Source organism: Gordonia otitidis NBRC 100426 (assembly GCF_000248075.1).
In the GTDB taxonomy this organism is placed as follows: domain Bacteria; phylum Actinomycetota; class Actinomycetes; order Mycobacteriales; family Mycobacteriaceae; genus Gordonia; species Gordonia otitidis.
This window is the reverse complement of sequence record NZ_BAFB01000085.1, coordinates 1-13,389: the sequence shown is the minus strand read 5'-3', so window position 1 is coordinate 13,389 and position 13,389 is coordinate 1. Positions and strand designations below refer to the sequence as shown.

Sequence of the window (13,389 nt, the reverse complement as noted above, 5' to 3'; positions counted from 1 at the left end):
ACCTGGGGATAGAACGCACACGTACGCGCGACTGGGTGGTCTCGCGGGTCGCGGCACGTCCCGCGCGGCGGGGGCTTCGACGTGGCGAAACCGTTGTGGTGGAGTGGAATCGGGTACAGGGACTGACGCAGAGCGCGCTCGAACTCCCCGGACAGGGCGTGGCGCAGGCGCTCTCGCAGTTCGAGGGCATGCGCGCGGCCGACGTCGCGAACGCGCTGCGCGAGTTGCCCCCCAAGCGTCGGGACGAGATCGCGGAGGCGCTCGACGACGAGCGCCTCGCCGACGTCCTGCAGGAGTTGCCACCCGACGACCAGACCGACGTGCTCGCACACCTCGACGTCGACCGGGCAGCCGACGTGCTCGAGGCCATGGACCCCGACGACGCCGCAGATCTCCTCGGCGAACTGTCGGACACCGAGGCGGAGTCGCTGCTCGAACGCATGGATCCGCAGGAGTCCGAACCGGTCAGGCGACTGCTGACACACTCCCCCGACACCGCGGGCGGACTCATGACATCGGAACCACTGATCGTGACGGCCTCGACCACGATCGCCGAGGCCCTCGCCCGCGTACGCGATCCCGACGTCACCCCGGCGGCCGCGAGCATGATCTTCGTCGTGCGACCACCGACTGCCACACCGACCGGCCGATATCTGGGGTGCGTGCACCTGCAGGCCCTGTTGCGCGAGCCGCCCGCGAACATCGTCGGCGGCATTCTCGACATGGACCTCCAGTCGTTGCACCCCGACGACTCACTCGAGACCGTCACGCGGTACTTCGCGACGTACAACCTGGTCTGCGGTCCGGTGGTCGACGACGAGAACCACCTCCTCGGCGCGGTGAGCGTCGACGACCTCCTCGACGAGATGCTTCCGCGTGATTGGCGCGAGAAGGAACCGGAGGAGGACGACGACTCCCTCGAGTCGAGCACCACAGGCGCCGCGAGCGGCAACGGCACACCACCAGGAGCGAGTCAATGACGAGCGAGCAGAGCACCCGCCGCCTCGATACGCCGCGAGTCAATCGGCGACCGTCGATCCACGTCGACAGCGACTTGATCGGCATGTACGCAGAGCGGATCGCGCGCTTTCTCGGCACGGGTCGCTATCTGGCGATCCAGACCGTGATCGTCGTCGTGTGGATCATCATCAACCTGAGTTGGGTGGCCCTGCGGTTCGACCCCTATCCGTTCATCCTGCTCAACCTGGCCTTCTCCACGCAGGCGGCGTACGCAGCACCGCTGATCCTGCTCGCACAGAATCGCCAGGAGAACCGTGACCGGGTCGCGCTCGAGGAGGATCGTGCCCGCGCCGCGCAGACCAAGGCCGACACGGAGTTCCTGGCCCGCGAACTCGCAGCGGTACGCCTCGCGGTCGGAGACACCGTCACACGCGACTACCTGCGTAAAGAACTCGACGACCTGCTCGACGACCTCACCGACCGACTCGCGGCGCGGCTCGACGGCATCGAAGGCCCCCTCGACCACCGCGAAGCCTCACAGGCGTCGACGAAAGCGCGGCGCCACCCGGATCGGTGACCGCGACCCGCCAAGGTCGGGCGGGCGTAACTTCGCGGGCAGATCACGCGATGACTTTCACATGGTGAACTTTTGTGGAGGTTCCGCAATCGGACGCGTGACCCATATGTATGGTGGGTCACAGCCGGAGCGCCGTCGGACCGGTGTCTGTCGAACGAAGTCGACCGACACCGACTCGGCGACAGCACCCGGCGTTTCTTTCCGGGGTGGGCCCTTCCTGCTCGTGCACGACACGGCGGCTGGGCGCAGGCGGACTGTGGAGGCAATGGAGTGTCGGTGACGGGTCAGGATCGACGGATGGACATCGGTGGTCGCGTGGAGGTCTGGAGTTGAAGGCACCGCGCCCGTTTCGACGTCGTCGTGGCCCCAAGCGCACCCGACTGCCCGCTCGGGCACTCGCTGTCGGTGCCGGCGGAGCCCTCGTGGGAGCCATGGTCCTCGGGGCAGCCACATCCAGCGCCCAGGGAGGTGTGCCGACCGCGGCGCGGGTAGAACCCGAGAAGCAGCCGACAGTACTGGCCGCCGTCGCGCCGGCTGAGCCTGTGGCCTTGCTGGGATTCGCACCACCGCCCACCGTCTCGGCGGCCGCTGCCGAGGCAGCGGCTACCGCCGCACCCCAGTACCGACTCGCAGCTGATCTACCCTCGGGCCCACTGGGCATCCCCGGCGTCGTGCTGCAGGCCTACAAGTTGGCCGCCAACCGCATCGGGTCGGAAGAAGCCCAATGCAAGCTGCCGTGGTTCCTGCTCGCCGGTATCGGGCGGATCGAGTCCAATCACGCGAGCAACGGTTCGGTCGACCAGTACGGCAACACCATCAATCCCATCGAGGGGCCCGTTCTCGACGGTTCCCTCGCGGGCAACGAGGTGATCCGACACCAGGGCGGCTTCGCGCGAGCGATGGGCCCCATGCAGTTCATTCCGAGTACCTGGGCGGCGTGGGGCGCCGACGCGAACGGCGACGGCAAAGCCGACCCGAACAACATCTTCGACGCCACCTACTCGGCCGGCCGGTACCTGTGCTCGGGTTTCACCGACATCATGACCGACAAGAACAAGGTCGCAGCTGTCTACCGCTACAACCACTCGATGGATTACGTGAACAACGTCCTCGCCTGGGCGGCCGCGTACGCGACCGGGGTGATGCCGACCAACCCGATCCCCGAGCCCAAACGACCGTCGTCGCCGTCGAGCTCCAAGCCGTCGAAGCCGTCGAAGCCGGGTCAGCCGTCGAGCCCCGCGCCCTCGGCACCGGGCTCGCCGTCGGATTCGTCGTCACCGCCGAGTTCGACGACGCCGACCCAACAGTGTTTCGGTGCGCTCTGCCTGCCTCCGGGCATCACGATTCCCGGACAGCCCGCGCCCAAGCCGCAGGTGGCACCCAAGAAGCCGGGACCGGCCACCACGAGCACTCCAGCACTCAGGGTGGCGCCGCGGTAGCTGCCTACGCTGCGCTGGTGACGATGCGGTCCGCACCCGTTCTCTATCTGCACTGATCGCGGCGCTAAGCTGGCGGAGATGACTACCGGAGTCCAACCAACCGAGTCCGCGATCCGATCTGCACTGAGCAGGGTCAACGATCCCGAGATCGGCAAACCGATCACCGAGCTGGGGATGCTCAAGTCGGTGCAGGTCAACGACGATGCGAGTGTCGACGTCACCGTGTACCTCACGACGTCCGGGTGCCCGATGCGCAGCGAGATCTCCGGCCGCGTCGAAAAGGCCGTGGCCGATGTCCCCGGGGTCGGCACGATCCGTGTCGACCTCGATGTGATGGACGACGAGCAACGCACGGAACTCCGCAAGAAGCTTCGCGGGGACAAGGCGGAGCCCGTGATCCCGTTCGCGCAGCCCGGCTCGCTGACGAGGGTGTACGCCGTCGCGTCCGGCAAGGGCGGCGTGGGCAAGTCATCGGTGACCGTGAACCTGGCGACCGCCCTCGCGCAGCGCGGACTGTCGGTGGGGGTGCTCGACGCTGATATCTACGGTCATTCCGTCCCGCGCATGCTGGGCAGCGACGCCAAACCGACGCAGGTCGAGAAGATGATCATGCCGCCGATCAGCCACGACGTGCGGTTCATCTCGATAGGCCAGTTCACAGACGGGAACACCCCGGTCACCTGGCGCGGCCCGATGCTGCACCGGGCGCTGCAGCAGTTCCTCGCCGACGTCTATTGGGGCGACCTCGACGTGCTGCTCCTCGACCTGCCGCCGGGTACCGGCGACGTCGCCATCTCGATCGCACAGCTGATCCCGGGAGCCGAGATCCTCGTGGTCACCACACCGCAGCAGGCGGCCGCCGAGGTCGCCGAACGAGCAGGAGCGATTGCTCTCCAGACCAGGCAGAAGATCCTCGGTGTCGTGGAGAACATGTCCTGGCTCGAGTTGCCCGACGGCACACGCATGGAGCCGTTCGGTTCCGGGGGCGGCGAGAAGGTAGCCGAGCGGCTCACCCGCGCTGTCGGCTCACCTGTCGAGTTGCTCGGTCAGGTGCCGTTGGAGACCGCCCTGCGTGAGGGCGGCGATTCCGGTGAGCCCGTTGTGCTTTCGTCACCCGAGTCGGCGTCGGGTCGGGCACTGCGCGCGATCGCCGACAAGCTCGCGGTGCGTCGTCGCGGCCTGGCGGGCATGAGCCTGGGCATCGACACCACCCGGCACGGCTGAGGGAGCCGACGCCCACCGGGCACCCCGTGTGACCGTCAGGTCGCGTCCCAGTCGCTCACGTCGTGCTTGCGCCCGGTGGACTGCGTCGTCGTTCCCGAGACGGGATCGTCCGTGGGCACGGGCATCGGCGCCGAGACGGGCTTGATCGGCGGCGTCTGCCCATCGCGCTCGACGGTGTTCGACGACGGCCCGCTGGTGAAGATGGACGAGTCACCGTCGAAGAGGTGCTTGGTGACGATCGATTGCGGTGTCATGCCGCGGAGCTCGTTGAGCTGCGACAGCGGCTTGCGCAGCTCGTCGAACTCCGGACCGAAGTCGTTCTTCAACTGATCGGTCGCGCCCGTCGCGTACTCGCGTGCTTTACGAAGCGACTGCATCGTCCACGACACGGCGCCGGGCAGACGCTCGGGACCGAGGATGACCAACGCCGCGACGAGCAGGATGAGGACCTCACCCCAACCGACGCTGCTGAACATCGCACTTCCCTACTTCGTGAACGGATCCGACGATCGGAGTCCGGCGACCCGGTGTTCGGGCCCTGCGTTCGGACCCCTACCCGGTGCCGCTAGTCGCTGGCCGTGGTGATCGACCCGTTGAACGTTCGTCCGTCACGCCAGTACGTGAACGGCACCCGCTCACCGATCTTCGTCGTCCGGACCGCAACCGTCAATTCGTCGGCACTCTCGATGTTGCGGCCGTTGAAGGAGGTGATGACGTCGCTTTCCTTGACGCCCGCCTGCGCGGCAGGCCCGTCGGCGACGACATTCCGGATTCCCGCACCGAGCACTCTGTCGTTGCGGACCGAGCTGGCGCTGACGCCGATCTGCGGATGGTTGACCTTGCCGTCGCGGATGAGTGACTGCGCGATCGGGATGGCCTGGCTGATGGGAATGGCGAAGCCCAGACCGATCGAGCCGCCGGCTCCCGATGCGATCGCCGTGTTGATCCCGACCACGGCCGCCGACTCGTCAACGAGCGGGCCGCCGGAGTTGCCGGGGTTGATCGCCGCGTCGGTCTGGATGGCGTCGATCACCGCGTCAGTGTCGGATTCGGCGTCGGGGGGCAACGGCACTGCACGGTGCGTCGCGCTGACGATCCCGCTGGTGACAGTGCGGTCGAGCCCGAGCGGTGAACCGAACGCCACGACCTCCTCACCGATCTGCAGATCGTCGGAGTTCCCGATCTTCGCCACCGTCAGGTTCGCGACGTTGTCGACCTTGAGCACCGCGAGATCGGTGCGGATGTCGCGGCCGACGATGCGAGCGGGCACACGGTTTCGATCGGAGAACACGACCTCGAGTTTCGCGCTGCGATCATTGGCGGCCATCGAGATGACGTGATTGTTGGTGAGGATGTAGCCGGCGGAGTCGATCACGAACCCCGACCCGGTCCCGTAGGCGCTCGCTGTTCGCACATCCACCGAGACCACCGATTTCTCGACGGCCTTGGCGACCCGCGCGACCGCCGACTTCGGTTCTCCGCCACCGTCTCCGGCGTCGCCGGTCGAGAGTTTGACGGTATCGCTGTTCAGCGGTGACGCGACCTCCGCTGTCCACCTGCCGACCAACCCACCCAGGACGCCGATGAGAAGAGCGAGCACACCGAGCGTGGCCAGGGCGTACCACGTCACCCGCTTGCCGAACAGCACATCCTTGACGCCCAGTTTGGGTCCGGCGACCGTCGGCGGTACCGCCGACGCGTCCACGAGAGCGGGTGCGTCGAGGGAGGCGATGCTCTCCGGATCCCGCCACGGATCGGCAGGCGCGGGTTCATCGGTCGTGACGCCGTACGCGGCGAGCGGATCGCGCTGAAGTGTCTCGTCGGACCCCTCCGGCCTGCCGAACGCCTCGGCGAGCACCGGGTCAGGGGGCGCTATCTGTGGCGAGGGCTTCGTCGACGACGGGGTACTCGCGAAAGAGCCGCGGACACCGTCGGGCCGACCGAACACCTGCGCGGTCGCCGGGGACACGGGGACGTGCCGTGGCTGGTTGCGCCGGGTTTCGCCGTCGGCATCGTCTCGTGGTGCCAGTCCACCCGTCGTGGAGGCGTTGTCGCGGCTGAAGGCGGAATCGTCCGGCTGCCGACGGCGCTGATCGCCGTCCGATCCGCCGGTAGCGGTGTCGTCGATGTCGTCTGCTCCCACGCGTTCGTTTCCGGTTCTCAGCGCCCGCGCCAGCGGTTACGGCGCCCGCGAACAGCCTCACCGTCGACCGGGTCACCCGACCCATTCACGGAGTTCGGTGCCGGGCGCGGTGCCCTCACGGGGCTCGGGGCAGGAGGTATGGCTGACGCGCTGAGCGCACCAGGGGCCGCGAGGGGGCCGTGCGACCGGCCACCGGGGAACGGGCTCGGACGACGACCGGCCTCGCGCCGGTCGTGCGTGCCGGTCATATCGATTTCGCGGGTGGGGATCTGACTCAACTGACCGAGCAGATCGGCAGGCATCGCCACCGTGCCGGAGTCACGCAGGAGCGTACGGGCATCGAGCTGTGCGTCGACGGCATCCATGCACTCGCGACACAGCGCGAGGTGATGCGTGGCCCTGACGTGCGCTGTCATTCCGAGTTCGCCGTCGACAAAGGCCGCGACGGCCTCAGGCGCGAGGTGCTCCGTCGAAGCGAATCGGCGGGGACGGGGGCGTCGAAAAGCGGGGTTGGGTGCGAACGAGGACGTGGCCGGCGACCATGTGGCCGGGTTCCACGGCGACCGGCGTCGTCCACGCAGATCCGGAGACTGGGCCACACCGCCGGGATGGGCCACACCGCCGGGATGAGCCGCATCGTCGACGTGCAGTGGGCGGTCGGGGCCTGGTGCCTCGACGTTCGCGCTGCTGTCGGCGTCCGTTGCGGGTTCTCGTGGATCCCGTCGGCCGTCCATCATGTGTGGTTCACCCCTCTTCACAGGTCTGCTCTCCGCGAGTGGAAGCGGAGTCGGCTCCGCTCGGCGAAGGTCGGCTGCTTGCCCGTGCCGGCACCACAGCCTATCCGAATCACCGACGGCACGACGGTGCCCGGGGTTCCCGGAGGGGGTGAGATGATCAGTTTCCGACGGCGACCGAGCGTCGGTTCTGGTGGCCACGGGCCGCGAGGTGATCGCGGATGGTCTGCCGCCCGCGGTGAATGCGACTACGCACCGTTCCCAGCTTGACCCCCAGGGTGGTGGCGATCTCCTCGTAGGACAATCCCTCGATGTCGCACAGCACCACAGCCGCACGGAAGTCCGGGGTCAGTGAGTCGAGCGCCGCCTGAAGGTCGGGGTCGAGATTGGCGTCGGCGTAGATCTGCTCAGGGTCGGGGGTGTCGCCGGGAACGCGGTCGTACTCCTCGGGCAGCGCCTCCATACGGATCTTGTTGCGACGGCGAACCATGTCCAGGAACAGGTTGGTGGTGATGCGGTGCAGCCAGCCCTCGAAGGTGCCTGGACGATAGTTCGACAGTGAGCGAAAGACCCTGATGAAGGTTTCCTGCGTCAGGTCCTCGGCGTCGTGCTGGTTGCCGGACAGTCGGTAGGCCAGTCGGTACACGCGGTCGGCGTGCTCACGGACCAGCTCATCCCACGTCGGCATCAGGAACTCGTCACCGGTCGCATCGAAACCCGCGGTTCCGGCAGGGATCACGTCCATCGTCTCGACCGACTGCGCTCCAGTATCCGACGATCCGCGCTCCACGTGCCCACCCTCCATCGATGCCGTGCTCTGTACTCCTGTGTTCAGTTCTGCGGTGGTGGACGTCTGGGGATCAGTCATCGCTGGTGGCCGGTTCCCTTCTGCTGTATGCGAGTGTGGAATCAGTGTCGAACCGGTGTCCCGCCCGACCACTCACGCGCCGGATATCCTGCGGCGACACGAGTGCGTTTCGACACGAATTCACTATCTTGAACACGCACCGGACGATGCCTATTCCGATCGCCGTGTCCGTGCTGTTGTCTCACCTTCTCCCACGGCGGTGTGGTCGCAGTGTGAGACGCCTGAGCTTTCACTGAGTAAGTCTTCGCTGAGTACGTTCTCCGCTGAACACGTTCTCCACTGAGTACGTCGGAGCCCTGGCCGATTCGGATGGGTCGGTTTTCGGTCCGCATGGCCACGAGCCTCGACACCCGAATCGGCGTCCCACTGTCATGCGAGGGCGTGGGCGGCCTAATGTCATGGCATGACCGATGCACGCACCGGTGCCGATGCCGCCGCCCTGATCGACTATGCCGAGTCGGCGATCGTCGAAGACGACGCGTTGGCTGCCGCGCGAACGCGCGCAGAAGAACTCGGTACCGAACCCGTCAGCCCAGCGGTGGGTGCACTGCTGGCGATGCTCGCCCGCACCTGTGACGCCCGTGCGGTCGCCGAGATCGGCACCGGAACCGGCGTCAGCGGCCTGTGGCTGCTGAGCGGCATGTCCGCCGAGGGAGTGCTGACGACGATCGATCCGGAACCCGAACACCATCGCGCGGCCCGAGCGTCCTTCTCCGGCGCCGACATCCCGCCCGGCAGAACCCGACTGATCAACGGGACGCCGCGCGAGGTGCTGCCGCGTCTGTCCGACGGTTCGTACGATCTCGTCTTCATCGACGGCCCGTTGATCGACCTCCCGACATTCGTCGACGAGGCGGTCCGGATGCTACGGCCCGGTGGTGTGGTCGTCGTGCACAACGCGACCGCGTCGGGCGCCGTCGGAGATCCCATGCGCACCGACCCGGTGACCAGCGCCGCGCGGACCGCGGCGCTGCGGATCGCCGACGACGATCAGCTCCTGCCGGTGGTGGTGCCACTCGGCGGCGGGGTGCTCGCTGCCGCCAAGGCACGCTGACACGTCGGGCGCCACGCGCTCGCGCCGCCCCGAGGCGTCACACGTCGGTCGAGAAGCGCACACCCCCGTCGGGTAGCGCAACGCCCGGCCACACCCGCGCTCCACGTAGCAACTCGCAGCGCGCCCCAACGTCAGCGCCGTCACCGATGACGGTGTCACGGATCAACGCCCGAGGACCGATCCGTGCGCCCTTGCCGACGATGCTGCGCTCGACCACGGCACCCGCTTCGACCACGGACCCGTCGAACAGCACGGCACCGTCGAGCCGTGCACGCGGTCCGACCTCGCACCCGCGGCCGACCACTGTCCCGCCGATGAGGACGGCGCCCGGCGCGATGCCCGCACCCTCGTGGACCAGCGACTCACCGTGTCGATCGCCGAGGGCCGGCGAGGGGGCGATGCCCCGCACGAGGTCGGCGGAGCCGCGCACGAAGTCCTCGGGCGTCCCCATGTCCCGCCAGTAGGTGTGGTCGACATAGCCCTGGACGTGCTTGCCGTCGGCGAGCAGGCTCGGAAATACCTCGCGCTCCACCGACACCTCGCGACCCGCGGGGATCTGCTCGATGATCTCGCGGCGGAACACGTAGGTGCCCGCGTTGATCTGATCGGTCGGCGGGTCCTGGGTCTTCTCCAGGAATGCGGTCACCCTGCCGTTGTCGTCGGTCGGCACCGATCCGTAGGCGCGCGGGTCACCGACACGGACGAGATGCAGCGTGACGTCGGCGTCGCTGCGCTGATGCGTCGCGACCACCTGACCGATGTCGGTACCGCTGAGCACGTCGCCGTTGAACACCACGACGTCTTCGGCAGTGAGGAGATCGAGCACGTTACGGATGCCGCCACCGGTGCCGAGCGGCTCGTCCTCGGTGACGTACCGCATGCGTAGGTCGAGTTTCGACCCGTCACCGTAGTACTCGGAGAACACCGACGCCTTGAACGAAGTGCTCAGCACGACGTCGGTGATTCCGGCCGCGCGGATACGCGACAGGAGATGCGTCAGGAACGGCAGGCCTGCCACCGGGAGCATCGGCTTGGGCGCCGACAGCGTGAGCGGGCGTAGGCGCGTTCCCTTTCCACCGACGAGAATCACCGCCTGCGTCTTCGACATGTCGACGTCTGCACTGGGCGTCGGAGCCGCCGTTGCCGTGCTGGGGACGCTGAATCCGGTCACTTGTCGTGTCCTCTCGAGGTGGTCGAATCATCATCGATCATGTCTCGCCCCGCCGCACGTACGGCGAGGCGGGAGCGGAGTGCGAGACCTATGCGCAAAGCGAGACGGATCGGCGCACGAAGCGGCCCCGGATTGCGGTCGGCCTGGAACTGGTAGGCACTGCGGTGGTGTGCGGGAAGCATGGCACCGGGGTCACGACCGGCGCTGTGTCCCTTCGTGTGGGTGACCTCGGCTCCGGGCACGTAGAGGTTCAGCCAGCCCGCCCTGCCGAGGCGGTCACCGAGGTCGACGTCCTCCATGTACATGAAGTACCGCTCGTCGAATCCACCGATCGCCTCGAATGCCTCGCGCCGCACCAGCAGACACGAACCCGACAGCCAGCCGACGGGTCGCTCGCTCGGCTCGACGTCGTCGGCGCGGTAGGCGGCAGTCCACGGATTCGACTTCCAGATCGTGCCGAGCAGCGCGTGCCCGGTGCCCGACACGAGGCTCGGCACGCGACGCGCGGACGGATAGATCGAACCGTCGGGCTCGTAGATCAAAGGGCCGAGCGATCCTGCGCGCGGCCACCGCGCCGCCGCCGCGACGAGCTCGTCGATGGCACCGGGCGACCACTCGACGTCCGGATTGGCGATCACGATGAACTCGACGTCCGGCCCGAGCTCGGCGACGGCCCGATTGATACCCCCGCCGTACCCGATGTTGCCGCCGGTGTGCACCAACGTCACGTTGTCGTGGTCGCGGGCAGCCGCTTCCGGCGCGCCGTCGCCCGAGCCGTTGTCGGCGATGATGACACGGGGAACCGAGGAGGTCGCATGGTCGAGACTTTTCAAGAAGGTCTCCACGTGGCCGCCGGACCAATAGGTCACCGTCACGACACCGAGGGCTGAAGTCACCCGGTCAGGGTAACGAACGGCCTCAGCCGACGCCGACGACGGCATCGGTGATCGCCGCGTGCAGAGCCGCACGCCATTCGCGGAGTGGGGTCAGTCCGGCACGAGCCCACGAGGCAGCGTCGAGGACCGAGTAGGCCGGGCGCGGCGCCGGCCGGGGGAATTCGTCGGTCGTGACCGGCGAGACACGCTCGGGATCTGCTCCGACCTCGGCGAACACAGCTTGCGCGACGTCGAACCAGGTGGCCTCGCCGGCATTGGTGGCGTGAAGCACCGTTCCGCGCACCACATCGTCGCCGGAACGAGCGGCCAGTTCCCATAATCCGTCTGCCAGGTCGCGGGCATAGGTCGGCGACCCGGTCTGATCGTCGACGACGGTGATCGCGTCACGCGTCGCCTCGAGACGGCGCATCGTGCCGACGAAGTCTGGACTCTCGGCACTGCCGGTGTACACCCATGCCGTGCGCACGACGGTGACAGACGGGTCGGCAGCCCGCGCAGCGTGCTCGCCCTCGAGTTTGGTTGCGCCATAGACGGTCTCGGGCGTATCAGCACTGTCGACCTCGACCGCTTCGTACGGCGTCGTCCGCGGTTCGCGGCGCGGCGCGTCGGCGCGCGGGGTGCCGGCGGCGGCACCCCCGAAGACGTAGTCGGTGGAGATGTGGATCAGCCATGCCCCGGCCTGCGATGTCTGTGCCGCGAGATGCGCGGGCCCCCGAGCGTTGACCGCGGCGGCCCGCTGCGGTTCCGACTCAGCAGCGTCGACGTTCGTGTACGCCGCACAATTGACGACGACGTCTCCCGCGGCGAGATCGACGAAGGCGTCGGCTACCGACGCAGCATCGGTGATGTCGACCTCACGCGACGTCAGTGCACGCACACGAGGAGATCTGCGCGGGGACTCGAGCAGCGCCGTGCCGAGTTGACCTCCCGCTCCGACGATCCACACAGTGCCGGCCACCGCTTCCGTACCCGTCGCAGGAACCTCGCCTGCCACGGCACCCGGGTGCGGAACCGACACCGGGTTGCCGCCAGACGGCGCGGCGTCCGGTACGCCCGCGGCCGCGTTTGATCCACCGTCTCCGTACATGGCCTCATCGTGCCGCACACCACGCTCGGATGCGTTGCGACCCGGCTGCTCGGCGTCCGAGGTGTCGATCATCACGCCGGACGTGTCGCGTCGCCGACATCCGTCGGCGTTGCAACCGCGATATCCGGCGCCACTTCAGTAGCCTGACGTCAGTGCAACAACTTCAGTAACGTCAACCTCTTGAATAACGGCTCTCACATGCGTCCCGCGGGGAACGGGACGTGACTCCCCTACCGGAGTTCGAACGCCGGATTCGACGATTGCAAAGGATCTGACCACTCGTGGAGTCACGACCCGAAGGCGCGCGACGGCGGCCCACCGGCCCACAACGCGCCGACGAGTCCCAGGCGGCCCATCCTCGACGCGCCGGCCAGGACGCGCGCGACCAGCCCCGCGGCCCCCGCCGGAGCCGCCAACACCCCGAGGCCGCCGCGCCCGACGCACGTCGACACGGCAGCACAGACGCACGGCGACGACCCGACCCAGACGCACGGCGTCGACCCGACCCAGACGCACGGCGACGAGGACGGCCGGATGCGCAGCGGACGCGCGCCCAGCAACCGCCGCGACGGACCCGACCCGACGCGGGCACCCACGCGCCCGGGCGGGCGTCGGAAAACGAGATCCCAGGCGAGCCGGTCGGCCGACGCCGACCTCGCCAGCGTCGCTCCGGAGAGATTCACACGACGAAATCGTCGTCGGAGACGAATTCGACCGCGCCGCCGCCACCTCCGCCACCCGCTCGCGGGGCACTCGCGACAGCAGGCGCATTCGGCCGTAAGGCATGGGGACGTGGCCTGGTCGCGCTCGTGTCGGTCGCCGTCCTTGTCTGCACCGGATACGCGTGGAGCAGTGTCAACGGACTCACGTCGAAGATCACGCAACTCGGCGGCCTCGGTCTCGGCGGGGCAGACGACGGCGCCACCGACATCCTGCTGGTGGGTACGGACTCGCGCACGGATGCCAAGGGCAATCCACTCTCTCCCGAAGAGCTCAAATGGCTGCGAGCGGGCGACGACGTCTCCACGAACACCGACACCATCCTGCTCATCCGCATCCCCAACGACGGATCGTCGGCGACGGCGATCTCGATCCCCCGCGACTCGTACGTGTCCGTGCCCGGCATCGGGATGTCCAAGATCAACGCGGCCTACGGCACGACCCGCGAGGGAACACGCAGGACAGCCGTCGAAGCGGGCAAGCCCGAGAACGAGGCCGAACGCGAGGGCACCCTCG

The 13,389-nt window shown here is 68.0% G+C and carries 14 protein-coding genes; 6 read left to right on the top strand and 8 right to left on the bottom strand.

Going from position 1 to position 13,389, the window contains the following annotated elements:
- The 4 genes from GOOTI_RS08200 to GOOTI_RS08185 form a co-directional block, all read left to right on the top strand.
- Window positions 1–980: magnesium transporter MgtE N-terminal domain-containing protein (locus GOOTI_RS08200; RefSeq protein ID WP_007238107.1), on the top strand; the 980-nt coding region annotated here is incomplete at its 5' end.
- A complete protein-coding gene (locus GOOTI_RS08195) occupies window positions 977–1,537 on the top strand; it encodes a DUF1003 domain-containing protein (protein WP_007238106.1) in 561 nt (186 codons plus the stop codon). The genes GOOTI_RS08200 and GOOTI_RS08195, both read left to right, overlap by 4 nt.
- Before the next feature lie 329 nt (window positions 1,538–1,866).
- Window positions 1,867–2,976, top strand: a complete 1,110-nt coding sequence (locus GOOTI_RS08190; protein WP_007238105.1) for a lytic transglycosylase domain-containing protein — start codon at window positions 1,867–1,869, stop codon at window positions 2,974–2,976.
- Between the two features lie 78 nt (window positions 2,977–3,054).
- A complete protein-coding gene (locus tag GOOTI_RS08185; protein WP_007238104.1) occupies window positions 3,055–4,200 on the top strand; it encodes an Mrp/NBP35 family ATP-binding protein in 1,146 nt (381 codons plus the stop codon).
- A gap of 35 nt (window positions 4,201–4,235) precedes the next feature.
- On the opposite strand, the gene tatB is transcribed toward GOOTI_RS08185, so the two are convergent.
- The 4 genes from tatB to sigE all read right to left on the bottom strand — a co-directional run bounded on the left by tatB (window position 4,236) and on the right by sigE (window position 7,882).
- The gene (tatB, locus tag GOOTI_RS08180) at window positions 4,236–4,676 is read right to left on the bottom strand and encodes a Sec-independent protein translocase protein TatB (protein WP_007238103.1); all 441 of its coding nucleotides are present in this window, start codon (window positions 4,674–4,676) and stop codon (window positions 4,236–4,238) included.
- Between the two features lie 89 nt (window positions 4,677–4,765).
- On the bottom strand, window positions 4,766–6,343 hold the full coding sequence (locus GOOTI_RS08175; RefSeq protein ID WP_007238102.1) for a S1C family serine protease: 1,578 nt from the start codon (window positions 6,341–6,343) through the stop codon (window positions 4,766–4,768).
- Between the two features lie 17 nt (window positions 6,344–6,360).
- Window positions 6,361–7,080, bottom strand: a complete 720-nt coding sequence (locus GOOTI_RS08170) for a hypothetical protein (RefSeq protein ID WP_373279016.1) — start codon at window positions 7,078–7,080, stop codon at window positions 6,361–6,363.
- 157 nt (window positions 7,081–7,237) lie between these two features.
- A complete protein-coding gene (sigE, locus tag GOOTI_RS08165) occupies window positions 7,238–7,882 on the bottom strand; it encodes an RNA polymerase sigma factor SigE (protein WP_007238100.1) in 645 nt (214 codons plus the stop codon).
- A 466-nt stretch (window positions 7,883–8,348) separates the two neighbouring features.
- Here sigE and GOOTI_RS08160 point away from each other — a divergent pair, with 466 nt between their 5' ends.
- On the top strand, window positions 8,349–8,999 hold the full coding sequence (locus GOOTI_RS08160; RefSeq protein ID WP_007238099.1) for an O-methyltransferase: 651 nt from the start codon (window positions 8,349–8,351) through the stop codon (window positions 8,997–8,999).
- 37 nt (window positions 9,000–9,036) lie between these two features.
- Here the strand turns inward: GOOTI_RS08160 and manB are convergent, their stop codons facing one another.
- From manB to GOOTI_RS26100, 4 genes are all read right to left on the bottom strand, one after another.
- On the bottom strand, window positions 9,037–10,170 hold the full coding sequence (manB, locus tag GOOTI_RS08155; RefSeq protein WP_007238098.1) for a mannose-1-phosphate guanylyltransferase: 1,134 nt from the start codon (window positions 10,168–10,170) through the stop codon (window positions 9,037–9,039).
- Window positions 10,167–11,111 carry a glycosyltransferase family 2 protein gene (locus tag GOOTI_RS08150; protein ID WP_007238097.1) on the bottom strand — a complete coding sequence of 315 codons (945 nt, stop codon included), beginning with the start codon at window positions 11,109–11,111 and terminating at the stop codon, window positions 10,167–10,169. Before GOOTI_RS08150 ends, manB begins: the two co-directional genes overlap by 4 nt.
- On the bottom strand, window positions 11,089–12,153 hold the full coding sequence (gene rfbD, locus GOOTI_RS08145) for a dTDP-4-dehydrorhamnose reductase (protein WP_007238096.1): 1,065 nt from the start codon (window positions 12,151–12,153) through the stop codon (window positions 11,089–11,091). The genes GOOTI_RS08150 and rfbD overlap by 23 nt, the downstream gene beginning before the upstream one ends.
- 287 nt (window positions 12,154–12,440) lie before the next feature.
- Window positions 12,441–12,836, bottom strand: a complete 396-nt coding sequence (locus GOOTI_RS26100; RefSeq protein WP_051997902.1) for a hypothetical protein — start codon at window positions 12,834–12,836, stop codon at window positions 12,441–12,443.
- A gap of 126 nt (window positions 12,837–12,962) precedes the next feature.
- Between GOOTI_RS26100 and GOOTI_RS24720 the strand changes: the two genes are divergently transcribed.
- Window positions 12,963–13,389, top strand: a 427-nt coding sequence (locus GOOTI_RS24720; protein ID WP_007238095.1) for an LCP family protein, incomplete at its 3' end; no start/stop codon positions are given.

Coding starts and splice junctions, on each gene's coding strand:
- GOOTI_RS08185 (WP_007238104.1), top strand. CDS start 3,055: ATGACTACCGGAGTCCAACCAACCGAGTCCGCGATCCGATCTGCACTG.
- tatB (WP_007238103.1), bottom strand. CDS start 4,676: ATGTTCAGCAGCGTCGGTTGGGGTGAGGTCCTCATCCTGCTCGTCGCG.
- rfbD (WP_007238096.1), bottom strand. CDS start 12,153: ATGTACGGAGACGGTGGATCAAACGCGGCCGCGGGCGTACCGGACGCC.
- GOOTI_RS08170 (WP_373279016.1), bottom strand. CDS start 7,080: ATGATGGACGGCCGACGGGATCCACGAGAACCCGCAACGGACGCCGAC.
- GOOTI_RS08160 (WP_007238099.1), top strand. CDS start 8,349: ATGACCGATGCACGCACCGGTGCCGATGCCGCCGCCCTGATCGACTAT.
- sigE (WP_007238100.1), bottom strand. CDS start 7,882: ATGGAGGGTGGGCACGTGGAGCGCGGATCGTCGGATACTGGAGCGCAG.
- GOOTI_RS08150 (WP_007238097.1), bottom strand. CDS start 11,111: ATGCCGTCGTCGGCGTCGGCTGAGGCCGTTCGTTACCCTGACCGGGTG.
- GOOTI_RS08195 (WP_007238106.1), top strand. CDS start 977: ATGACGAGCGAGCAGAGCACCCGCCGCCTCGATACGCCGCGAGTCAAT.